At 62.0% G+C, this 21,335-nt stretch carries 19 protein-coding genes, 1 tRNA gene and 1 pseudogene; 15 read left to right on the top strand and 6 right to left on the bottom strand.

The window, feature by feature from the left end:
• Nucleotides 1-48 precede the first annotated feature (48 nt).
• Nucleotides 49-903, bottom strand: coding sequence for a DMT family transporter (locus OYT13_RS15620; protein WP_017231862.1), 855 nt, complete (start codon nucleotides 901-903; stop codon nucleotides 49-51).
• A gap of 270 nt (nucleotides 904-1,173) precedes the next feature.
• Complete coding sequence (locus OYT13_RS15615; protein WP_017231861.1) at nucleotides 1,174-2,289, bottom strand: aromatic ring-hydroxylating oxygenase subunit alpha; 1,116 nt, start codon at nucleotides 2,287-2,289, stop codon at nucleotides 1,174-1,176.
• Nucleotides 2,290-2,517: 228 nt separating this feature from the next.
• Between OYT13_RS15615 and OYT13_RS15610 the strand changes: the two genes are divergently transcribed.
• From OYT13_RS15610 to folE2, 4 genes are all read left to right on the top strand, one after another.
• The gene (locus OYT13_RS15610) at nucleotides 2,518-2,787 is read left to right on the top strand and encodes an exodeoxyribonuclease VII small subunit (protein WP_017231860.1); all 270 of its coding nucleotides are present in this window, start codon (nucleotides 2,518-2,520) and stop codon (nucleotides 2,785-2,787) included.
• A gap of 135 nt (nucleotides 2,788-2,922) precedes the next feature.
• Nucleotides 2,923-3,828 carry a polyprenyl synthetase family protein gene (locus tag OYT13_RS15605; protein WP_017231859.1) on the top strand — a complete coding sequence of 302 codons (906 nt, stop codon included), beginning with the start codon at nucleotides 2,923-2,925 and terminating at the stop codon, nucleotides 3,826-3,828.
• A 198-nt stretch (nucleotides 3,829-4,026) separates the two neighbouring features.
• Nucleotides 4,027-5,943, top strand: a complete 1,917-nt coding sequence (gene dxs, locus OYT13_RS15600) for a 1-deoxy-D-xylulose-5-phosphate synthase (protein ID WP_261938310.1) — start codon at nucleotides 4,027-4,029, stop codon at nucleotides 5,941-5,943.
• 199 nt (nucleotides 5,944-6,142) lie between these two features.
• The gene (gene folE2, locus OYT13_RS15595) at nucleotides 6,143-6,952 is read left to right on the top strand and encodes a GTP cyclohydrolase FolE2 (protein ID WP_268566549.1); all 810 of its coding nucleotides are present in this window, start codon (nucleotides 6,143-6,145) and stop codon (nucleotides 6,950-6,952) included.
• Nucleotides 6,953-7,034: 82 nt separating this feature from the next.
• Here the strand turns inward: folE2 and tsaD are convergent, their stop codons facing one another.
• A complete protein-coding gene (gene tsaD / locus OYT13_RS15590) occupies nucleotides 7,035-8,066 on the bottom strand; it encodes a tRNA (adenosine(37)-N6)-threonylcarbamoyltransferase complex transferase subunit TsaD (RefSeq protein WP_017231856.1) in 1,032 nt (343 codons plus the stop codon).
• Between the two features lie 91 nt (nucleotides 8,067-8,157).
• On the opposite strand from tsaD, the gene OYT13_RS15585 reads away from it, so the two are divergent.
• From OYT13_RS15585 to dnaG, 3 genes are all read left to right on the top strand, one after another.
• The gene (locus tag OYT13_RS15585) at nucleotides 8,158-9,408 is read left to right on the top strand and encodes an NAD(P)/FAD-dependent oxidoreductase (RefSeq protein WP_261938312.1); all 1,251 of its coding nucleotides are present in this window, start codon (nucleotides 8,158-8,160) and stop codon (nucleotides 9,406-9,408) included.
• 260 nt (nucleotides 9,409-9,668) lie between these two features.
• On the top strand, nucleotides 9,669-10,115 hold the full coding sequence (locus tag OYT13_RS15580; protein ID WP_261938313.1) for a GatB/YqeY domain-containing protein: 447 nt from the start codon (nucleotides 9,669-9,671) through the stop codon (nucleotides 10,113-10,115).
• A gap of 67 nt (nucleotides 10,116-10,182) precedes the next feature.
• Nucleotides 10,183-12,066, top strand: a complete 1,884-nt coding sequence (dnaG, locus tag OYT13_RS15575; protein ID WP_026131579.1) for a DNA primase — start codon at nucleotides 10,183-10,185, stop codon at nucleotides 12,064-12,066.
• 14 nt (nucleotides 12,067-12,080) lie between these two features.
• Here dnaG and OYT13_RS25295 read toward each other — a convergent pair whose 3' ends face one another.
• Nucleotides 12,081-12,560 (bottom strand): hypothetical protein, encoded by a 480-nt coding sequence (locus tag OYT13_RS25295; protein ID WP_254440935.1) that lies wholly within the window; start codon nucleotides 12,558-12,560, stop codon nucleotides 12,081-12,083.
• Between the two features lie 97 nt (nucleotides 12,561-12,657).
• Between OYT13_RS25295 and rpoD the strand changes: the two genes are divergently transcribed.
• The 3 genes from rpoD (at nucleotide 12,658) to OYT13_RS15560 (ending at nucleotide 15,428) form a co-directional block, all read left to right on the top strand.
• Nucleotides 12,658-14,760: an RNA polymerase sigma factor RpoD gene (gene rpoD / locus OYT13_RS15570; RefSeq protein ID WP_017231851.1), complete on the top strand. Its 2,103-nt coding sequence runs from the start codon at nucleotides 12,658-12,660 to the stop codon at nucleotides 14,758-14,760.
• 28 nt (nucleotides 14,761-14,788) lie between these two features.
• Nucleotides 14,789-14,864: transfer RNA gene (locus OYT13_RS15565), tRNA-Ile, on the top strand.
• A gap of 24 nt (nucleotides 14,865-14,888) precedes the next feature.
• Nucleotides 14,889-15,428, top strand: coding sequence for an Lrp/AsnC family transcriptional regulator (locus tag OYT13_RS15560; RefSeq protein WP_268567889.1), 540 nt, complete (start codon nucleotides 14,889-14,891; stop codon nucleotides 15,426-15,428).
• Between the two features lie 60 nt (nucleotides 15,429-15,488).
• Here the strand turns inward: OYT13_RS15560 and OYT13_RS15555 are convergent.
• Both OYT13_RS15555 and OYT13_RS15550 read right to left on the bottom strand, forming a co-directional pair.
• A pseudogene (locus tag OYT13_RS15555) lies at nucleotides 15,489-15,665 on the bottom strand (IS256 family transposase); the annotation flags it as partial.
• A gap of 96 nt (nucleotides 15,666-15,761) precedes the next feature.
• Nucleotides 15,762-16,550 carry an IclR family transcriptional regulator gene (locus OYT13_RS15550; RefSeq protein ID WP_268566548.1) on the bottom strand — a complete coding sequence of 263 codons (789 nt, stop codon included), beginning with the start codon at nucleotides 16,548-16,550 and terminating at the stop codon, nucleotides 15,762-15,764.
• Nucleotides 16,551-16,690: 140 nt separating this feature from the next.
• On the opposite strand from OYT13_RS15550, the gene OYT13_RS15545 reads away from it, so the two are divergent.
• The 5 genes from OYT13_RS15545 to OYT13_RS15525 are packed head-to-tail and all read left to right on the top strand — an operon-like array spanning nucleotide 16,691 to nucleotide 21,203.
• Nucleotides 16,691-17,842, top strand: coding sequence for an ABC transporter substrate-binding protein (locus OYT13_RS15545; protein ID WP_268566547.1), 1,152 nt, complete (start codon nucleotides 16,691-16,693; stop codon nucleotides 17,840-17,842).
• Nucleotides 17,843-17,883: 41 nt separating this feature from the next.
• A complete protein-coding gene (locus OYT13_RS15540) occupies nucleotides 17,884-18,759 on the top strand; it encodes a branched-chain amino acid ABC transporter permease (protein WP_268566546.1) in 876 nt (291 codons plus the stop codon).
• Nucleotides 18,756-19,745, top strand: a complete 990-nt coding sequence (locus tag OYT13_RS15535) for a branched-chain amino acid ABC transporter permease (RefSeq protein ID WP_268566545.1) — start codon at nucleotides 18,756-18,758, stop codon at nucleotides 19,743-19,745. The genes OYT13_RS15540 and OYT13_RS15535 overlap by 4 nt, the downstream gene beginning before the upstream one ends.
• Nucleotides 19,745-20,509, top strand: coding sequence for an ABC transporter ATP-binding protein (locus tag OYT13_RS15530; RefSeq protein ID WP_268566544.1), 765 nt, complete (start codon nucleotides 19,745-19,747; stop codon nucleotides 20,507-20,509). Before OYT13_RS15535 ends, OYT13_RS15530 begins: the two co-directional genes overlap by 1 nt.
• A complete protein-coding gene (locus OYT13_RS15525; protein WP_268566543.1) occupies nucleotides 20,496-21,203 on the top strand; it encodes an ABC transporter ATP-binding protein in 708 nt (235 codons plus the stop codon). Before OYT13_RS15530 ends, OYT13_RS15525 begins: the two co-directional genes overlap by 14 nt.
• The last annotated feature ends 132 nt before the right edge of the window (nucleotides 21,204-21,335 follow it).

Genomic DNA, 21,335 nt, shown 5'->3' with positions numbered 1-21,335 from the left:
GTCTCCGCAGGCGGGCGTGGGGGAACGGGCAGCGGGAACCGCCCGGCATCAGGCCGTGGCCGACGGTCGGCGCAGTGCGGTCATGCCGCTCGCCACAATGAGCAGCATGCCGATCCAGCCGGCCAGCGCGGGCCAATCGTCCCAGACAAGCATGCTGATCAGTGTAGCGAAGATTACGCCGGAATATTGCAGATTCGCAGTGACCAGCGTGTTGCCCAAACTGAAGGCTCGGGTGAGTGCCGTTTGGGCGACGAGTGCCGCGATACCGACCCCGAGCATGAGGCCGGCGCTGCGCCAGGTCAGCGCGTGCATGCCGTCAATGGCGACCCAGCCGAGGCCTAGCAGTACCCCGCCCAGCGAGAAATAGAAGACGATGCGCCAATCGGGTTCCCCCGCCGCGCCAAGGTCCTTGACCTGCATGTACGCGATGGCCGAGAACACGCCCGAGACGACGCCCGCCACGCCGGCAGTCCACGCCTGGCTGTCGATGGTCGGCTGGAGCAACAGGGCAACACCGACGAATCCCGCAAAGATCGCGGCGACCAGGCGGAAGTCGGCTCGCAGGCTGCCGCGCATGGCCGCCGTCGCCATCACGATCAAGGAGATCCAGATCGGCGACATGTAATTGAGGGTCATCGCCGTGGAAAGCGGCAGTTGCGTCAGGGAATAGAACCACAGGCCGAGTGAGATCACGCCGGCAGTACTGCGTTTGACGTGCGCGCCGAGGTGGCGTGTTCGAATCGAATGACCGCGTGCGCGCGCCAACACCAGCAAAACGATGACACCGATAAGGCTGCGGTAGAGAATGATTTCGCCGGTGTTGTATTCGTTTGCCGCCAGCTTGATGAATAGCCCCATCAACGTGAACATGAAGGCGGAGACCAACATCCAGAGCGATTGCATGGCGAATGGGGGCCGATTGACGGCGAAGAAGCGAGCTGAAGCGCGGTGAACCGAGCGCGGGCGACGCGTGCGGCAGATGGAGTGCCCGCGCGGTCATGTCGAGAACGTTGCGACGATTCTAACGAAAACGGCGGGCCGATGGCCCGCCGTTCTCCGAAATTTCGGCAAATATTTAATTCAGTCTCGCGGGCGCCACATTGGCCGCTCGGTGGTGTCTCAGCCAGACACTCTAACCGTCTCAACCCGTGAGACGTGCTGGCGTGCCAGCGCTCAGAAATCGCCCATCTGGCGGCGCAAGAACTCATGGAAGTGCTGCATGCCGTCTTCCATCGGGCTTTGATACGGACCGACTTCCGACACGCCGCGATCGAACAAGGCACGGCGGCCGGCATCCATGCGCTCGGCGATCTCGTCGTCTTCGCGGGCGGTTTCCATATACGCGGCCCGCTCGGCCTCGATGAATTCGCGTTCGAAGAGCGCGATTTCCTCGGGGTAATAGAATTCGACGATGTTCGTCGTTTTCTGCGGTCCGCGCGGAATCAGCCAGGACACCACCAGCACGTGCGGATACCACTCGATCATCAGATGCGGGTAGTAAACCATCCAGATCGCGCCGAAGTCCGGCGGCACGCCTTCGCGGTACCGCATCAGCACGTCGTGCCACTGTCGATAGATCGGGCTGCCCGGTTTGGCAAGACCTTCGTGCACGCCGACTGTCTGAACGCTATACCAGTCGCCGAATTCCCAGCTCAGGTCTTCGCAGGAAACGAAGCTGCCCAGCCCGGGATGGAACGGCACGACGTGATAGTCCTCGAGATAGACCTCGATGAACGTCTTCCAGTTGTAATTGCATTCATGCACTTCAACGTGATCGAACATGAAGTTCGAAAAGTCGAGATGATGCTTGACGCCCAGACGGGCAAGATCGGCCTGGACGTCGCGGCCCTGCGCTTCGAACAGCAGTCCGTTCCAGCGTTGCAGCGGGAACTTGCCGAGGTTCAGGCAGGGCTTCTCCGGGAAGTGCGGCGCGCCGAGCAGTTCGCCCTTCGTGTCGTAAGTCCAGCGGTGGAGCGGGCACACGATGTTGCGTGCATTGCCACGGCCGCCCAGCATGATCGCCTGACGATGACGGCAGACGTTCGAGAGCAGTTCGATGCCGCCATGCTGGCCCGCGCCATTGCGCACCAGCATGCGACCTTCCTGTTCGGCAGGCAGCGCAAAATAGTCGCCGGCGTCGGGCACCATCAGCTCGTGGCCTACGTAGCGGGGACCATGTTCGAAGAGGACTTCACGTTCGCGGGCGAGGAGCGCCTCGTCGAAATACGTGTAGACCGGCAGTTGGCTCGAGGCCGGTTTGAGTTGCAAAGCGCTGCTTAGATTGGACATTCCCACTCCCGACTAGCTTGAAAGCAGTGAACAACCCAACCATCGAAAAATCGATTTAGGGGAACCGAGAATTATACCTTGTCTCGGCTCATGAGGGCCGCTAAGTCCATGATTTGCGTTAAATAATGTCCGAAAATTGTCAGCGCGATCGGTTTTGAGGCAATTTACGCTCTGCGAGCCGATGCGCTTTTGCCGTAAAATGGAACATTCGACCCGAATTTTGCGTTTATGGCCAAGACTGCAAAGTCGCAAGACGCGGCACCCGACGTGCCGCAGGACCTGCCCGAGACCTATGAGGCTGCGCTCGCCGAGCTGGAAAAGCTCGTGGGGCGCATGGAAGGCGGTGAGCTGGGGCTGGAGGAGTCGCTTGGCGCCTACCGGCGTGGTGCCGTGCTGGTGAAATACTGCCAGGGCCTGCTCGAGAAGGTGGAGCAGCAGGTCAAGGTGCTCGAGGGAGAGACGCTCAAGCCGCTCGAGCCGGTGCGCGACGAGTTCTGAGCGGCGCCGGGTGATGCGGCAAGCCGACCTGCGACACGCGACACTCGACACGCGACACGCGACGCATGAGCGTGGACGTCCCAACGCGGCGCGGGGCGACTCAATAACACGCACGGCCCAATGGGCACGTGCAGGATGAAGACGATGGCGGATCAGAATATCAAGGCCTGGATGCAGGCAGTGCAGGCCCGTGTGGAACAATCGCTCGACGCCGTGCTGCCCAAGGCCGCCGATGGCGGCTCGGCACGACTGAATGAATCGATGCGCTACGCCGTGCTCGGCGGCGGCAAGCGTGTGCGTCCGCTGTTGTGCTTTGCCGCCGGCGAGGTGACCCAGGCAAGCGAGACGGCCCTGGATCGTGCCGCGTGCGCCGTGGAAATGATCCACGCCTATTCGCTGGTGCATGACGATCTGCCGTGCATGGACGACGACGATCTGCGCCGCGGCAAGCCGACGGTGCATGTGCAATACGACGAAGCGACCGGCCTGCTCGCGGGCGACGCGCTGCAAACGCAAGCGTTTGTGCTGCTCGGCGAAGCCACGGGCGACCTGAGCGCCGCACAGTCGCTCGCGCTGGTGCGCGAACTGGCGCTGGCTTCGGGGGCGCTGGGCATGGCCGGCGGGCAGGCGATCGATCTGGAGAGCGTCGGCATCAAGCTGAATCAGTCGCAACTGGAAAACATGCATCGACTGAAGACGGGGGCCCTGTTGCGCGCGTCGCTGCGCATGGGCGCCATCTGCGGCCGTGCATTGTCGGACGATGAAACACGCGCGCTGGACGCCTACGCGGCGGCTGTCGGCCTGGCCTTCCAGGTCGTGGATGACATTCTCGATACCACGGCCGATTCGGCCACGCTTGGCAAGACGGCCGGCAAGGACGCGGCCAACGACAAGCCGACCTACGTATCGCTGATGGGCCTCGACGGCGCGCGCGGCTATGCGGAGAAGCTGCGGGCCGATGCTCACGCGGCGAGTGCGACGCTTGGCAATGCGGATCGGCTGCGTGCCCTGGCCGATTACGTGGTCGATCGCATCAACTGACCGGCGAATCGCCTGACAGGCAAATTTCGAGGCGACCCAGGCGGCAAAGGATCGCGTGATCCGGGGGCGTTTGCAGTAGAAACAGGCAAGGGGCAATGAGGGTCGGCGCGGATCTCCCCACAGAACGCACCGGCAGGAGATCGGGACCGGCTCGCCAGGCAGGGCTGCCCGACCAGAACGCCTACATATGGAATGACGATGTACGAACTGCTAAATACCATCGATGACCCGGCCGCGTTGCGGCGTTTGGAGCGTCGCCAACTCGCACCGTTGGCCGAAGAGCTGCGTGCCTTTGTGCTCGAGAGCGTGTCGCGCACGGGCGGTCACTTGTCGTCCAATCTCGGTACGGTCGAGCTGACGATTGCGCTGCACTACGTGTTCAACACGCCGGAGGATCGCATTGTCTGGGACGTGGGGCACCAGAGCTATCCGCACAAGATCCTGACCGGTCGCCGCGACGCCATGGCGTCGCTGCGTCAGCTCGGCGGTATTTCGGGCTTCCCGAAGCGCGATGAGTCGCCGTATGACACGTTCGGCACGGCGCATTCGAGCACATCGATTTCAGCGGCGCTGGGCATGGCGCTTGGTGCGCGCACGAAGGGCGAGCATCGCTTCGGCATCGCGGTGATCGGCGATGGCGCCATGACCGCCGGTATGGCGTTCGAGGCGATGAACAATGCGGGGGTGCATGAAGACGTGCCGCTGCTGGTCATCCTCAACGACAACGACATGTCGATCTCGCCGCCGGTCGGTGCCCTCAATCGCTATCTTGCCCGCTTGATGTCGGGTCGCTTCTACGCGGCGGCGAAGAAGGGCGTGGAGAAGGTGCTGAGTGTGGCGCCGCCGGTGCTGGAGTTGGCGCGCAAGTTCGAAGAGCATGCCAAGGGCATGGTCGTGCCGGCGACGATGTTCGAAGAGTTCGGCTTCAACTACATCGGCCCGATCGACGGACACGACCTCGACTCGCTGATTCCGACGCTCGAGAACATCAAGAATCTGAAGGGGCCGCAATTCCTGCACGTGGTCACGCGCAAGGGGTACGGCTACAAGTTGGCCGAAGCCGATCCGGTGCTGTATCACGGTCCGGGCAAGTTCAACCCGGCCGAAGGAATCAAGCCGAGCACGAGCAGCAAGAAGACCTACACGCAAGTGTTCGGCGACTGGCTATGCGATATGGCCGAAGCCGACAAGCGTGTCGTGGGGATCACGCCGGCCATGCGCGAAGGCTCGGGCATGGTGGAGTTCGAGAAGCGATTCCCGACGCGTTACTACGACGTGGGCATTGCCGAGCAACACGCCGTGACGTTCGCCGGCGGTATGGCGACCGAGGGCCTCAAGCCCGTGGTCGCGATCTACTCGACGTTCCTGCAGCGCGGTTACGATCAACTGATTCACGACATTGCGCTGCAAAATCTGCCGGTCGTGTTTGCGCTCGATCGGTCGGGTCTGGTCGGTGCAGACGGGGCAACGCACGCGGGCGCATACGACATCGCCTATTTGCGCTGCATTCCGAATATGGTGGTGATGGCGCCGTCGGACGAGAACGAATGCCGTCAGATGCTCTATACCGGTGTGCAGATCGACGGCCCGTCGGCCGTGCGTTATCCGCGCGGTGCCGGCACGGGCGCGGCGATCGAATCGACGATGAGCGCACTGCCGATCGGCAAGGGTGTTGTGCGACGCGAGGGACAAGCCGAGGCGGGACGCCGTGTGGCAATTCTTGCGTTCGGCAGCATGGTGGCCCCGGCGCTTGCCGCAGCCGAGGAACTCGACGCCACCGTGGCCGACATGCGCTTCGTCAAGCCGATCGACGAGGCATTGATCGCACGGCTGGCGCAAACGCACGATTATCTGGTCACGGTGGAAGAGGGCAGCATCATGGGCGGTGCGGGGTCGGCCGTGGCGGAATCCCTGCTTGCCGGTGGGGAGATTCGGCCTGTACTACAATTGGGCCTGCCCGATCGCTTTATCGACCATGGCGACCCGGCGCTGCTGCTGGCCGCCGTGGGGCTCGATGCCGCGGGTATCGCGAAGTCCATCCGTGCCCGCTTCGACCTGCCGCTGATGCAGGCGTCGCAGGGCGCTGGCAAGGTCACGACCAAGCTCGTCGCCTGAGCGTCCGGTAGTCCTGAACCTCCGAACGATCCGGCTTGCATGCCGGATCGTTTCGTTTTGAATCGCCCTTTCCCGATACCGTGCCGGGGGCTCCGGCACGATTCCGACGACAACCGTCAGCGGCTGGCGAGCCAGGCGTCGGATACGTTTGCCTATTGCCTCCCCCAAGTCGGCTTGCCGGCAAAGAAGGAAGAATTAGATGAATCAGATGAACCCCGCTTTCGTCATGCCCGACGTGCAAAGCACCATTGATACCCGGCAGATCCCGATTCAGCGCGTGGGTGTGCGCGGTGTGCGTCATCCGCTGTCGGTGCGTCTGGCCGATGGGGAGGCGCAGGCCACCGTGGGCTTGTTCAATCTCGACGTGCATCTGCCTGCCGATCAGAAAGGTACGCATATGTCGCGCTTCGTGGCGTTGCTGGACGCGCATCGCGCGCCGATCGACGTGGCGGGTTTTCGCGCCATGCTCGACAGCATGCTGGAAAAACTCGAAGCCGACGCCGGTCGAATTGAAGTGACGTTTCCGTATTTCATCAACAAGACGGCACCGGTCTCAGGCGTGCAAAGCTTGCTGGACTACGAAGTGACGCTCACCGGCGACGTGCGCAACGGCCAGACGCGCGTGTGGCTCAAGGTGCTCGTGCCGGTCACGAGCCTTTGTCCGTGCTCGAAGAAGATCTCGCAGTACGGCGCGCACAATCAGCGCTCGCACATCACGATCGACGCCGAAATCGCGGGCGATATCGCCGTCGAGGAACTGGTGCGCATGGCTGAGGAGGAGGCGTCCTGCGAGTTGTGGGGGCTGCTCAAGCGCCCGGATGAGAAGTACGTAACCGAGCGGGCGTATGAGAACCCGAAGTTCGTCGAGGATCTGGTGCGCGATGTGGCAACGCGACTTAACAATGAGCCGCGCGTCGTGGCCTACGCGCTTCAAGCGGAGAATTTCGAGTCGATCCATAATCACAGCGCTTACGCCGTGATCGAACGCGACAAGCGCGTGGTGGCCTGATCTTGCTGCGCCTCGCGCGGCGCATGCAATGAAAAACCGCTCCTCGGAGCGGTTTTTTCTTGGGCGCGTGCCGGGCGAGGCGCTAGACGCCGCGCACGATGTCGGCGAGATCCCAGCGCGGGCGGACCGTGTAGGCGTATTCGCTGTCCGCTTCATCTGGCCAGTACTTGAGCCGCATGGCGCCGGCGAAGGCGATCATGGCGCCGTTATCCGTGCAGAAAGCCAGGTCCGGATAGTGCACGCGATAGCCACGGCGGCGAGCGGCTTCATTGAGTCCTTCGCGAAGCTGCGTGTTGGCACCCACGCCCCCTGCCACGACGAGCGTTTTCATGCCAGTCTGCTTGAGCGCGGCCATCGACTTGGCGACGAGCACGTCGACGATGGCATCGACGAAGCCTCGCGCGAGATCGGCCTTTTCCTGGTCGCATACGTTGCCGCCGAGATTGCGCACCTGCGTGAGCACGGCGGTTTTCAATCCGCTGAAACTGAAGTCAAGGTTGCCCGAATGCTTCATCGGACGCGGCAAGTCGTAGCGTCCCGGCGTACCGAACTCGGCCAGGCGCGAGATGGCCGGCCCGCCCGGGTAGCCGAGTCCCAGCAGCTTGGCGGTCTTGTCGAAGGCTTCGCCGGCAGCGTCATCCAGTGTTTCGCCGAGCATGGCGTACTGGCCGAAGGCGCGGACTTCCATCAACTGCGTGTGGCCGCCGGAGACCAGCAAAGCGACGAACGGGAAATCGGGAGCATCCGGTGCGAGCAGCGGAGAGAGCAGATGGCCCTCCAGATGGTGCACGCCCACGACTGGACGCCCGAGCGCAAACGCGAGGGCGTTCGCGACGCTGGCGCCCACCAGCAGCGCCCCGGCGAGTCCGGGGCCTTGCGTGTAGGCGATTGCATCGACCGCGCTGAGTGGCTTGCCAGCTTGCGCAAGCACGGCTTCTGTCAGGGGCAGCGCGCGGCGGATGTGGTCGCGCGACGCCAGTTCGGGCACCACGCCACCGTATTCGCGGTGCATGGCAATCTGCGAATGCAGCGCGTGCGAAAGCAGGCCGGCCTCGGTGTCGTAAAGGGCGAGCCCGGTTTCGTCGCAGGAGCTTTCAATGCCTAAAACCAGCATGGCGGAAGGGGGAGACGTGCGGCGTCAAGGTAACGAGATAACCAAGAAGTATACCAGTCGCCCCTAACCCCTGCCGGGTACAATGCGCGCCATGGAAAAGTTCGATGTAGCAATCGTGGGGGCTGGCGCGGCCGGCCTGATGTGCGCGGCGGTGGCCGGGCAGCTTGGGCTGCGCGTGGTGCTCATCGATCACGCGACGCGTCTGGCGGAGAAGATCCGAATTTCAGGCGGCGGGCGCTGCAATTTCACCAATATCAACGCCGGGCCGGTCAACTACCTGTCAGAAAACCCGAGATTCTGCCGCTCGGCCCTGGCGCGCTATACGCCGCGCGATTTTCTGGATCTGCTGGGGCGTCACCGCATTGCCTGGCACGAAAAGCATCGCGGACAGCTGTTTTGCGACAACAGTGCCGAGGACATCATCGACATGCTCCGCAAGGAGTGTGCGACGGGGCACGTGCATTGGCGCATGCCATGCACTGTACACACCGTTGCCCATACGTCCTCGGGCGGCGCGCATCCTTATCACTTGACGACAGATGCGGGGCATATCGCGGCCAAACGACTGGTGATCGCCACGGGCGGCCTGTCGATTCCCAAAATCGGCGCGACGGACTGGGGCTATCGGATCGCACGTCAATTCGGACTGGAGATCGTCGAGCCGCGTCCGGCGCTGGTGCCGCTCATGTTCGACGCGTCGACCTGGGCGCCCTTTGCGGGGCTATCGGGTTTGTCGCTGGAAGTCGAGGTGAGCGCGGGCAAGGGAAAGGACGGCGGTCGTTTCGTTGAGGATCTCTTGTTTACGCACCGCGGGTTGTCCGGTCCGGCCATCCTGCAAATTTCCAGCTTCTGGGCGCCTGGGCAGTCAATTGTCCTGAATCTGTCGCCATCGTCGGACATCGAGGCGGCATTGTTCGAGGCGAAGGCGACGTCGAAGCGGCAGTTGGCCAACCTGTTGGCGCAATGGGTGCCGGCCCGTTTGGCCGACGCCTGGGTTGCGAACAGCGGGCTTTCGCCGCAGGCGCGCGTGCAGGAATTGCCGGACAAGGCGTTGCGCTCGCTTGCCCAGGCGTTTTCCAGTTGGACGCTCAAGCCGTGCGGGTCTGAAGGCTGGCGCAAGGCCGAAGTCACGCGGGGTGGGGTCGATACGAAGGCACTGTCTTCCGCCACCCTGGAGGCGCGCGAACAACCGGGGCTGCATTTTGTCGGGGAAGTGGTCGACGTGACCGGGTGGCTCGGCGGCTATAACTTCCAGTGGGCGTGGGCGTCGGCCGTGGCATGCGCGCAAGCAATGTCCGAAAGCGTGAAGGCGGAGCGGGCGGGGGGCGGCGCGTTGTCGTAGACGGCGACTTCCGTGCTGTGATAATCTCTCCCCTTCGTGGAGACGACGCACCGAGGGCGGAGCCGAGTCTCCTGCGGCCCGCTTGTGATCGCGCGTGTGATCGTTTCCTCAAGCGGGTTTTTGTGCTTTCTGCGCTCGCTAATGTCAGCGCCGAGCCGTCGGCTGCGGCCGCACGCGGCAAGTGCCTGACGACAGTCGTCCTTTCCTTTGGGGCGGCATGCACTACACTGAAACGTATTCGAAATCCGGAACCCCTGCTCATGAGTCTGAAAGAACGCATTACCGAAGATATGAAGACGGCCATGCGTGCCAAGGCCGCGGAACGACTGGGGACCATCCGGCTGCTGCTCGCGGCAATAAAACAAAGGGAAGTCGACGAGCGCATCACTCTCGATGACACGGCGATCGTGGCCGTCGTCGACAAGCTGATCAAACAACGCAAGGATTCCATCAGCCAGTTCCAGGCGGCCGGTCGCACCGATCTGGCCGACAAGGAGGCCGCCGAACTCGACGTGCTCATGGTCTATATGCCCCAGCAACTCTCGGCTGACGAGGTCGAGCGGGCGGTCAAGGCAGCCGTGGCGCAAACGGGCGCAGCGGGTCCGCAGGACATGGGCAAGGTGATGGGCGTGCTCAAAGGCCAGTTGGCCGGCCGCGCCGACATGACGGCCGTGTCCGCGCAGGTGAAGGCGGCGTTGGCTGCGTAATTGAGTGGTGCGGTGAGTTGCCGTCGCAAGCGACGGCACGGTGCCGTGCCGCGATGGTATCGATCCAGTGATCCCCCAGTCGTTCCTGCAGGACTTGCTCAACCGCGTCGATATCGTCGAGGTGGTGGGCCGCTACGTGCAGTTGAAGAAAGGCGGGGCGAACTTCATGGGGCTGTGCCCCTTTCATAACGAGAAGTCGCCCTCATTTACCGTAAGTCCCACGAAGCAGTTCTATCACTGCTTCGGGTGTGGCGCGCACGGCAGCGCGATCAGCTTCCTGATGGAGCATGCCGGACTCGGATTTGTCGAAGCTGTCGAGGACTTGGCCCGCAATGTTGGGCTGGATGTGCCGCGTGAGGCGCCGTTGCCGGGCGCGCCGGCACCTGCCGCGCAGCGTGCGCAAACCCTCGGCCTGGTCGACGTCATGACGCGTGCCTGCGACTACTACCGCAAGCAATTGCGTAGTGCGCCGACCGCCATCGAATATTTGAAGCGACGAGGATTGACGGGCGAAATCGCCGCGCATTTTGGACTCGGCTACGCCCCCGATGGGTGGCAGAACCTCGACGCGGCGTTTCAGGACTATCGCGACGATCAGTTGCTCGACGCGGGTCTCGTCATCGAGAGCGAGAAGGGCGAGGCGGGCAGCACGAAGCGTCGTTATGACCGTTTTCGCGACCGGATCATGTTCCCGATCCGAAACACGAAAGGGCAGGTGATCGCGTTCGGCGGACGTGTGCTGGACAAGGGCGAGCCCAAGTATCTGAATTCGCCCGAGACGCCGCTGTTCAGCAAGGGCAGCGAACTGTATGGGCTGTTCGAGGCGCGCACGGGGATTCGCGACGCGGGCTATGTGCTCGTGGTCGAAGGGTATATGGATGTGGTGGCGCTGGCGCAGCTCGGCTTTCCACAGGCGGTGGCCACGTTGGGCACTGCCTGCACGCCGATGCACGTGCAGAAGCTGTTGCGCCAGACCGAGACGGTGGTGTTCAGCTTTGACGGCGACGCGGCCGGCCGGCGGGCGGCCCGCCGAGCGCTTGAGGCATGTTTGCCGCATGCGGACGACAACCGGAGCTTCAAGTTCCTGTTCTTGCCGAGCGAGCACGATCCGGACAGCTATGTGCGTGAGCACGGCGCTGACGCGTTTGCCGATGAGGTATCGCGCGCCATGCCGCTGTCGCAGTTCCTGATCGGAGAAGTGACGGCAGGTAAGGAGATGCATCAGCCCGAAGGGCGTGCGCGTGCGCTGTTTGAGGCGAAGCCGTTGTTGCAGCAGATGCCGGCAAACGCGTTGCGAGGGCAGATCTTGCATGCACTGGCCGAGCGGGTGGAAAGTTCGGTCGAAGAAGTGGCCGGGTTGTGCGAGTTGTCGATCGGCGCGGCACGCCGTCAGAACACATGGGATAAGGCGCCGGCCAAGCGCGAGAAGCGCCGCGTAGTGGGAACCGAGCATCGAGCGCTGCAGAACTTGCTCATGTTTCCGGCACTAGGGAATGAATTAACCGAAGAAGAAGTCAAGATTTTGCAGGAAGGGCCCCATCACGCCGAGATTTTCTCGGAAGTGCTGGCGCATTGCCGCGAAATGGGGGCGCAGGCCGACTTTCGTTTCATGTCGGATCGGCTGCGGGTGTCGCCGAACTGGGCGAGTTTCGACGACATTCTTCGCGAAATTCTCTCGTTCGAAGAGAACGCCCGCGACCTGTTGTTGTTCGACCCGGAGGATGAGACCCAGGTCGAGCGTCGGGAGGAGCAGATCGCGCTGCGGCTTGCGGAACTGAGAAGCGCGATTCGGCGCTTGCAGTACGACGGTCTGTGCGACGCCCTGGAGACGATTTTCAAGCGGACGTCGCTGACGTCCGATGAATTGCGCCACGCTCAAGCGCTGTCGCGGCAACGCGACGAATTGAAGCGGCTGCTGGCTCCGGCCGGCACAGGGGGCACGCGAAGTTGAGGTAAGCCCGCGTGCTACAATGGAAGGTTTTCAGTGGGCTGTTTTCTGGCAAGCGAGATCGCTATGGCAAAGATGACAACGACCAGCGGAAAAAAGACGGTTATCCCTGCACCGAAGGCAAAGCGCGCGACCAGCGCGGCGGCGGCATCCGGTGGGAGGGGGGCGTCTCGTTCTGCAAAAGCTGGCGTTGCCGTGAAAGCCGATGCGGTGGGTCGAGCTACGAAGAAAACGGCCAGCCAGGCAAGTTCGGCGAAACGTACCACGCAAGTAAAGGCAGCCGCCGGCGCATCGAAGACGACCGGCAAGACGGCTGCGAAGGTGACCGATGTCACCAAGCGCAAGAGTGCGACCGCCGCTACGGTGGGGGCTGCGAAGGCAGCCAGGCCGACGGTGAAGTCCGAGGCGCCCGTCAGGGCGACGAAGGCGGAAACGACCGTGAAGGCGACGGCCGGTGGGAAACCGCAGGCCCGACAACCCGCTGAAAAAAGCGCCAAGAGCGCAACTACCGCCAAGGCATCGACCCTGGCGGGCCGCAGTAAACCTGCGACGCAAGCCCCACGCAAGACAGGGGCTTCCAGCAAACCCGAGGCTGTGGAGGTCGTGTCGGCAGCAAGCGAGCCGCTCGTCCCCAGGACGCGCGGCAAGGCCGCGAAGACCGCCGCCTCGGTGGCGCAGAGCGTCGCAGCGGATACTAGTGATCAACCCGTGAACGAAGATCAGACCAAAGTGGAAAAGCAGAAGGCGCGTGATCGCCGGGCAAAAGAGAAAGCACTGCTCAAGGACGCATTTTCCTCGCACCAGCCCGGTACGGCCGAGGAACTTGAGGAACGTCGTGGCAAGCTGCGGGCACTGATCAAGCTGGGTAAGGAACGAGGTTTCCTGACCTTTGCAGAGATCAACGACCACCTGCCCGACGACGTGGTGGAGGGCGACGCGCTGGAAGGCGTGATCGCTACGTTTAACGACATGGGCGTTGCCGTGTACGAGCAGGCACCCGATGCCGAAACGCTGTTGCTCAACGACAATGCGCCGAACGCCGCAACGGACGACGAAGTCGAGGAGCAAGCGGAAGCGGCCCTGTCGACGGTCGACTCCGAGTTTGGCCGCACGACCGATCCGGTGCGTATGTACATGCGCGAGATGGGCACGGTCGAGTTGCTGACGCGCGAGGGCGAAATCGAGATCGCCAAGCGGATCGAGGAAGGCCTGAAGCACATGGTGCAGGCGATTTCCGCGTGCCCGACGACGATTGCCGAAATTCTGGCGATGGCCGAGAAGGTCGAGCGTGAAGAAATGCGCATCGACGAGGTGGTCGACGGCCTGATCGATCCGAATGCCGAGGCGGTTGCGGCAGCGGCGGCAGCGGCTGCGGAAGACGAAGACTTCGACGCCGACGCGGAAGCGGAAGAGGAAGAAGCAGAAGAAGCGGCTGACGAGGACGACGACAGCAGCGGCGGCGGGGCTTCGGCCGCGCAGGTCGAGCAGCTCAAGCGTGACGCGTTGGCCAAGTTCGCCGAGATCGCCGACTGGTTTGGCAAGATGCGTCGTGCGTTCGAGAAGGAAGGCTACCAGTCGAAGTCGTACGTGAAGGCGGGTGAGTCGATCCAGGCGGAACTGATGACGATCCGCTTCACGGCGCGCACGGTTGAGCGTCTGTGCGACACGTTGCGTTCGCAAGTCGATGAAGTGCGCAACATCGAGCGAGCGATCCTGAATATCGTGGTCGACAAGTGCGGCATGCCGCGTGCGGATTTCGTGTCGCGTTTCCCGGGCAACGAAACCAATCTCGACTGGATCTACACGGTCGTGGCGGACAACAAGGCGTACAGCTCGGTGGTTGAGCGTAACGTCCCGGCGGTGCGTGAATTGCAGCAGAAACTGATCGACTTGCAGGCGCGCGTGGTGTTGCCGCTTACCGAGTTGAAGGACGTCAATCGCAAGATGTCGGAAGGCGAGCGCCGTGCACGCAAGGCCAAGCGCGAGATGACCGAAGCGAACTTGCGTCTGGTGATTTCGATTGCGAAGAAGTACACGAACCGTGGCCTGCAGTTCCTGGATCTGATTCAGGAAGGCAACATTGGCCTGATGAAGGCGGTGGACAAGTTCGAATACCGTCGTGGTTACAAGTTCTCGACGTACGCGACGTGGTGGATTCGTCAGGCCATCACGCGTTCGATCGCGGACCAGGCACGTACCATCCGTATTCCGGTGCACATGATCGAGACGATCAACAAGATGAACCGGATTTCGCGTCAGATTCTGCAGGAGACCGGTGTCGAGCCGGATCCGGCGACGCTGGCCGAGAAGATGGAGATGCCGGAGGACAAGATCCGCAAGATCATGAAGATCGCGAAGGAGCCGATCTCCATGGAAACGCCGATCGGTGACGACGACGATTCGCATCTGGGCGATTTCATCGAAGATACGGGCACGGTAGCCCCTGCGGACGCCGCGTTGCATGGTAGTATGCGCGACGTCGTGAAGGACGTGCTTGATTCGCTGACGCCGCGCGAGGCCAAGGTGTTGCGCATGCGTTTTGGCATTGAGATGAGCACGGACCATACGCTCGAGGAAGTGGGCAAGCAATTTGACGTGACGCGTGAGCGTATTCGTCAGATTGAGGCCAAGGCGCTGCGCAAGCTGCGTCACCCGAGCCGTTCCGACAAGCTCAAGTCGTTCCTCGAAGGCAATTGATTGCGGCTGAGCGAGCGCCGGTAGTTGAGGGCCGTTAGCTCAGTGGTTAGAGCAGGGGACTCATAATCCCTTGGTCGCTGGTTCGAACCCAGCACGGCCTACCAAGTTGTAAAGAAAAGCCCTTGACGGTGACGTCAAGGGCTTTTTGTTTTGCAAGCAATGATTTGCGTGGGGGTTTTCTTCAGAGCCTCTGCGCCTTCCAACTGAGAACGGACGCTGAGGATTGGGCTTGGCGCACAGAAGACGAAATGGTCCCGGGGCTGTCGCCTTCGGCCTGTCAGCGACGGCTAAAGCAGTTGCGTTCGGAAGGGATTATGGAGGCGGATGTTTCCATCCTTTCGCCGAAGGCGCTCGGTAGCTCGATCACCATGGTGGTCCTGGTGTCTCTTGAGCGTGAGCGCGCAGACATCATTGATAGATTCAAGCAGTCGCTACGATCGACGCGAGAGGTAATGATGGGGTTCTACGTCACCGGTGACCCGGACTTCATGGTTCTCGTGACGGTAAAAAGCATGGAAGACTACGAGCAGTTCACGCGCCGGTTCTATTACGAGAATCCGGACATCAAGGGCTTCAAAACGATGGTGGTCATGGATCGGGGGAAGGCCGGCTTCGAGTTTCCGATCGATTCCGATGATTCAATGTTCAACGGCGGGACGCCGCTTTGATGTATTGCTGGCGAGGACGAGTTGGCGGCATATTAAGGCGGCGCAGCCACGAGCATGCCAAACGTAGATGCAAACTGGTCCGTCCTCGGTCAGGACGGCATTGGTGCCTTTGCCGTTGCGCTGGTTAGTGGCGCTGGCAGCCTTGGCGGCATCGGGCGGAAAGCCAAGATGGTGATTCATCTCTCCGCCCAACGCGATTGATCGGCTGGGCTTTGGGTTCGCTAGGCATGAACGGTTCTCGAAGGCAGGTCAGCGCACAAACAAAAGCATCGCCGCGGCTCGATACTTATGCGCGACCCGGGCGTTCTTCTTTTCACGTCAGCCGATTGACCCCTATTGTTGTTCGCGTTGTTTTTCGAATCCCAGAGAGATTGCCTTTGACATCGCCTTCGCGCACTCGATCATTGTCGAAGCGATCTGTTCAATCCCTTTTTGCGTCATCCGCCCATACGGCCCAACGACGCCCAGACTGAAGATAACTTCGCCTCGCCCTAGCATCAGCGGCACACCGATAGCTGCAAGGCCTTCGTCGATCTCCCCGAGGCAAGTGGCATATCCCCGCGTCTTGACGAGCGAGAGCTCCGCGCGAACTTCCGCATCGGTCGTCATGGTTTTGCTTGTCTTTTGCCCGAGCGGTTGGGAGAGCAGCCGGGCCACGGTGTCTTCGTCCTGATAAGCGGCGATAGCCTTCGCTGTTGCCGCAGAGTACACGTGCATCTCGCTCCCGGGCAAAACGTAACCGCGCCACGGCGTGTCGGGAGCCTCCGTGAGAATGGACCGGATCATGCCGTTCTCGAGCTTCGTGATGTATGTCGTCTCGCCGGTCTCGATCACAAGTTTTCGAAGATCCGCGCGAACCACCGAGTCGAGCCATGCGTCCCGAGTGGTCGCATAAATGAGCCGTCGCATTCTCCCGCCGACCATGTACGTCGTGGCGCCACCCTTGCGTGTTTCCACTAAATGGCAGTCGATCATCGACTTGAGCAACCGGTGCCCGCTCGGCTTCGGAAGACCCAGCATGGTCGCGATTTCGGAGAGCGACAGGCCGTCTGGAAATCCCGCGAGGAGTTCAAGAATTCGCATGTACCGCTCAAGCGGCGGGGCGTTGTCGAGATCTGGCATATCGATTTGGTTGAGGTAAACCCGTGGGCAATTCAGCTTGACACCGGTTATTGAACGACGCAATATTAATCGTAAATCGAAACTATATTTCGAAAATCGATACGATGCAACTGATTTTATCCCTTTGGAGAAAGAACGACATGCTCGATCACTTTTCGCGACGACTGCACGCCTACCTGTCCCGTGCGGCGCTTGCCACTTGTATCGTCGGCGCCGCTCACGGCGTGCAGGCGCAGCAGATTCCCGTTGGCGTGACAGCACCGATGACCGGTCCGCTGTCGCTCACGGGCAAGAGCTACGTGAATGCCCTACGCATGGCTGAGCAGGACATCAATGCGGCGGGTGGCATCAATGGCCGCAAGGTGAACCTTGCATTCCAGGATGCCCAGGCGTCGAACGGCACCGCGATCAACGCGTTCATCAAGGTCGTGCAAGAACAGAAGCCCGATTTCGTCTTCCTCACGAGCTACAGTACGCAGAACGTCGCGGTGAGCCCTGAAGTGGCGAAGGCACAACGTCCGGCGATGTACGCCGGCGGCGCTGACATCGTTGCGGAGCAGAAGAATCCCTGGATGTTCCGCATTCGTCCGACCGACGGCCTGACGGCAGAAGCCATGGCGCGCTACGCAATGGATCATCTGCGCGCCGCGAAGCCCGGCATTCTCTATATTCAGAACGACTTTGGCCAAGGTGGCGCAAAGGCCGCAGAGAAGACGTTTGCCGCTGCGAACGTCAAGGTAGTGGGGGCTGAGTCCTATGGGCAGAACGACAAGGACATGTCCGCGCAGATTCTTTCGCTGAAGAACAAGGGGGCGGATGTGATCCTCATGTTCGTCTATGCGCAGGACGGCGCCCTGTTGCTGCGACAACTCAAAACGCTGGGGATTGCGCAGCCTGTCGTCTCGTCGTCGGCCGCCTTCGTGCCGGCGGCAATACAACTCGTGTCGGCTGATGATCTCAAGGGCATCTACGGTGTCGTCGATACAGTGCTTACCGAGCAACCGGCGGCGCAGACGTTCCTCAAGCGCTTCAAGGCCGCTTATCAGATCGACGCCGATCCGTACGCCGCTGCCTACTATGACGGTGCGATGATCATGGCCGATGCGATGCGCAAGGTCGGGACGGATCCGGTCGCGGTGCGCGACTACCTTCGCAAGGTGCAGGGTTTCAAGGGCGTGGCGCATACCTACTCGTTCGACGCGAGCGGCAACGGCGTGCACGACGTCTCCGTGATCAAGTTCGCGCCTGGGACGAAGAACATGCAGCTGATCCAGCAGATCACAACCAAGTAGGCGCAATCGTCGCCTCCTTTTGTCGCCTACGGATCGAGCTTATGCAACAGCTTCTTCAATTAGTGGTGAATGGCGTCGCGCTAGGCAGTGTTTATGCGCTCGCCGCCATCGGCTTCGTCATCGTTTACTCGGCCACGGGGATCGTGAATTTCGCGGCCGGTCAGTTCGTCATGCTCGGCACGTTCTTTGGCGTGGCGGCGATCGTGCAGGCCAAGCTTCCCATCGAGCTCGGTTATTTCGTGGCCGTGGGGGGCATGGCCGTGTTCGGGCTGCTGTTCTTTCTGGGCGTGCATCTGCCGCTGCGCAAACGACCTGTGGTGTCGGTCATCATCGGAACGGTTGCCGTAGGCATCGCCATGCAAAACGCGGCGCTGCTCATCTGGGGACCATGGCCGGCGCGCATGCCTTCGCCGTTCGGCGATCACACCTTGTCGCTGGCAGGCGCGACGATCAGCGTGCACGCTATTGCCACCATCGTCATCACTGCGGTGCTTATCGCCGGTCTGTATGCGCTGCTCTATCGCACAGGGGTAGGCCGCTCGATGCGTGCGATTGCGCAAGATACGGAAGCCGCACGCCTGATCGGCTTGCCTGTCACGCTGACATTGATGGCAACGTGGGTGCTCGCGGCCGCGTGTTCCGCATTTGCCGGGCTGCTGGTCGGGCCGATGTGGTTCGCAGACGTCAACATGGGCGATCCGGTTGCACTCAAGGCGTTCGCCGCGACCGTCATCGGCGGCTTCGGCAGTGTGCCAGGCGCCATTCTCGGCGGCGTGTTCGTAGGCCTCGTGGAGATTCTCGGTGCGTCCTACCTTACGTCGACCTACAAGGATCTGCTCGCCTTCGCAGTGATGATCGGGTTCCTGCTGCTTCGCCCGCAGGGAATTTTTGGTGAAAAGATTGGAGATCGCGGATGAGCGGTTCCTGGTTCTCCGGAAACCACCGCGCCGGGCTCGCGACTGCAGCAATACTTGCGATCGCGCTCGTCCTGCCGCTGGGGCTTTCCGACTATATGGTGCGGTTGCTGAGTGTGGCCGCCATCGCTGCCGTCGCCGTCGTCGGGTTGAATCTAGTCTTCGGTTACACAGGGCTGATCTCGCTGGGGCATGCCGCATTCATGGGCATCGGCGCTTACACCGTGGCGATTCTCACAACACGGGCGCAGTGGAATCCGTGGCTCGCGAGCGCGCTCGCCGTGGTGCTGTGCGGGGCATTCGCGTACATGGCGGGCATAGTGCTGTTGCGCCTCAAGGGCCACTATCTCGCACTGGCGACGCTCGGCCTGAACGTCAGCTTTGGCATCGTGGCGTCGAACTGGGCAGAACTGACGGGCGGCACGGATGGCATCGCCGGTATTCCGTCCCTGTCGTTCGGCTCGTACGCGCTGGACACCGACGCACGTTTGTATGTGTTCACGGTGTTCGTCCTGCTTGCGCTCTGTGTGCTCGCGCTCAGGATTCGGCGCAGCCATCTCGGCCGCTGCATGTTGGCCGTGAGCGACGACGAGATGGCGGCGAGCATGAGCGGTATTTCGATTGCCCGTGCCAAGACAGCGGCATTCGCGGTGGGTGCGGCATTCGCCGGCGTGGCGGGGTGTCTCTTCGCCGTTCATAGCCGATTCGTGTCGCCTGAAGACTTCTCCTATGTCCACTCGATCCTGTATCTCTCGATGCTCGTCGTGGGCGGCGCCGGGTCTGTCGTCGGCGCGGTCATCGGGGCGGTGAGCGTCACTTTCTTGCCCGAGATACTGCGCGGTCTGGGCGATGCCTACCTGCTCGTGTTCGGGGTACTGGTACTGCTCATCCTGATTGTATTGCCCGAAGGGCTGGTGAGCATCGTGAAGCTGCCCGTGTTCAATCGTTCGCGCGTAGCACGTCTCGCTTGCGTAACGGAGGAAAAATAATGGCGCTACTGGAAGCAAGGGGCCTGAGCGTGACCTTCGGCGGGCTCAAGGCGCTGGCAGAGGTGAACCTCACCGTCGAGTCCCAGGCGTTGCTGGCCGTGATCGGCCCTAACGGCGCAGGCAAGAGTACGTTGCTCAACGCCTTGACCGGCTTGTACCGGCCGAGCGCGGGCCGCGTGTTGTTCGACGGCCGCGACATCACCGGCGAGCGGCCCGACGTCATCGTGCGCGGCGGCGTTGGGCGTATTTTCCAGAACGGCAAGTTGTTCAAGCGTCTGAGCGTGCTCGAGAACGTGATGCTCGGCGCGGCGATTGCGCCGGTGGTGGCGGGTGTGCCGGCAGGGCGGGGCCACGCTGAGACGCAACTGCGCGACGCCGCCATGCAAATGCTGGAGCGCTTCGGGCTCGCCGCGCTTGCGTCGCGCAGCATCGACTCGCTGTCGTACGGAAATCGCCGACTGGTGGAAATGGCCAAGGTGCTGGCGGGGCGGCCCCGGTTGCTGCTGCTCGACGAACCGGCTGCAGGCCTGAACCTTGGGGAAGTCGAGGCGCTGATGGATCGCTTGCGCCAACTTCGTGTGGACCACGACCTGACGATCGTCCTGATCGAGCACAACATGGGCATGGTGATGCGGCTCGCCGAGCGTGTGGTGGTCCTGAACTTCGGCAAGAAGCTTGCCGAGGGTACGCCAGCGGAAGTACAGAGCAATCCCATCGTGCTTGAAGCGTATCTCGGAACGGGGTACCAACATGTTGAAGTGTAAACAGCTTGAAGTGTTTTACGGCGACATCGCCGCGTTGCGTGGCGTGGACGTGGAAGTGAGGGAGGGAGAAGCCGTCGCGCTCATTGGCGCGAACGGTGCGGGCAAGACGACCCTGTTGCGCTCGATCTCGGGGCTCGTTCCCCTGCGCGGCGGCGACATCGAATACCGGGGCGATTCGCTCGGCGGCCGCTCGCCTGAAATTCGCGTTCGGGGCGGTATCGCCCACGTGCCTGAAGGCCGCCGGATCTTTCCCGGGCTCACCGTGCTCGAGAACCTTCAGGTCGGCGCGACCGCGCGTCGTTCCAGCAAAGCGGAAGTCGCCGAGGACCTGGAATGGGTGCACGATCTATTCCCGCGCCTGGCAGAGCGCCGCACTCAATTGGGTTGGTCGCTCTCCGGCGGAGAGCAGCAGATGCTCGCCATCGGGCGAGCGCTGATGTCACGCCCGCGTCTGCTGTTGCTCGACGAACCTTCGCTTGGCCTCGCGCCGCGTTTAGCCGAAGACGTCTACGCTCGCATCGGCGCGATCAACCGTAAGGGCCTGAGCCTGATGATTGTGGAGCAGAACACGGTGCTGGCACTGAATGTGGCCTCTCGGGCGTATGCGCTCGAGAACGGCTCCGTCGTGCTCTCGGGACCCTCCGACGAACTTGCGAAAAACCCTCGGATCCGGGAGGCCTATCTCGGCCGGTGAAAGTTGCCCGGGTAGATGCAATGCCCTGTCACTATCGGTAAATATAGCTATTAGTTTAATAATATGGAGTCCAAATAATATGGACTCGGCAATCGAATAAGCGTCCGCCGACAGGCCGGGCTGTGTAACCGA

Source organism: Pandoraea sp. XJJ-1, from assembly GCF_026802345.1.
Lineage (GTDB): Bacteria > Pseudomonadota > Gammaproteobacteria > Burkholderiales > Burkholderiaceae > Pandoraea > Pandoraea cepalis.
Note: the sequence above shows the minus strand (reverse complement) of the source record. Positions and strands in the feature narration are given on the sequence as shown.

What these genes read in the sequence shown, in the direction of transcription:
- OYT13_RS15525 (WP_268566543.1), top strand. Translation starts at nt 20,496, where the DNA reads ATGTTGAAGTGTAAACAGCTTGAAGTGTTTTACGGCGACATCGCCGCG.
- OYT13_RS15540 (WP_268566546.1), top strand. Translation starts at nt 17,884, where the DNA reads ATGCAACAGCTTCTTCAATTAGTGGTGAATGGCGTCGCGCTAGGCAGT.
- OYT13_RS15585 (WP_261938312.1), top strand. Translation starts at nt 8,158, where the DNA reads ATGGAAAAGTTCGATGTAGCAATCGTGGGGGCTGGCGCGGCCGGCCTG.
- folE2 (WP_268566549.1), top strand. Translation starts at nt 6,143, where the DNA reads ATGAATCAGATGAACCCCGCTTTCGTCATGCCCGACGTGCAAAGCACC.
- OYT13_RS15530 (WP_268566544.1), top strand. Translation starts at nt 19,745, where the DNA reads ATGGCGCTACTGGAAGCAAGGGGCCTGAGCGTGACCTTCGGCGGGCTC.
- OYT13_RS15605 (WP_017231859.1), top strand. Translation starts at nt 2,923, where the DNA reads ATGAAGACGATGGCGGATCAGAATATCAAGGCCTGGATGCAGGCAGTG.
- OYT13_RS15610 (WP_017231860.1), top strand. Translation starts at nt 2,518, where the DNA reads ATGGCCAAGACTGCAAAGTCGCAAGACGCGGCACCCGACGTGCCGCAG.
- OYT13_RS15535 (WP_268566545.1), top strand. Translation starts at nt 18,756, where the DNA reads ATGAGCGGTTCCTGGTTCTCCGGAAACCACCGCGCCGGGCTCGCGACT.
- OYT13_RS15620 (WP_017231862.1), bottom strand. Translation starts at nt 903, where the DNA reads ATGCAATCGCTCTGGATGTTGGTCTCCGCCTTCATGTTCACGTTGATG.
- OYT13_RS15615 (WP_017231861.1), bottom strand. Translation starts at nt 2,289, where the DNA reads ATGTCCAATCTAAGCAGCGCTTTGCAACTCAAACCGGCCTCGAGCCAA.
- tsaD (WP_017231856.1), bottom strand. Translation starts at nt 8,066, where the DNA reads ATGCTGGTTTTAGGCATTGAAAGCTCCTGCGACGAAACCGGGCTCGCC.
- OYT13_RS15580 (WP_261938313.1), top strand. Translation starts at nt 9,669, where the DNA reads ATGAGTCTGAAAGAACGCATTACCGAAGATATGAAGACGGCCATGCGT.
- OYT13_RS15550 (WP_268566548.1), bottom strand. Translation starts at nt 16,550, where the DNA reads ATGCCAGATCTCGACAACGCCCCGCCGCTTGAGCGGTACATGCGAATT.
- dxs (WP_261938310.1), top strand. Translation starts at nt 4,027, where the DNA reads ATGTACGAACTGCTAAATACCATCGATGACCCGGCCGCGTTGCGGCGT.
- OYT13_RS15545 (WP_268566547.1), top strand. Translation starts at nt 16,691, where the DNA reads ATGCTCGATCACTTTTCGCGACGACTGCACGCCTACCTGTCCCGTGCG.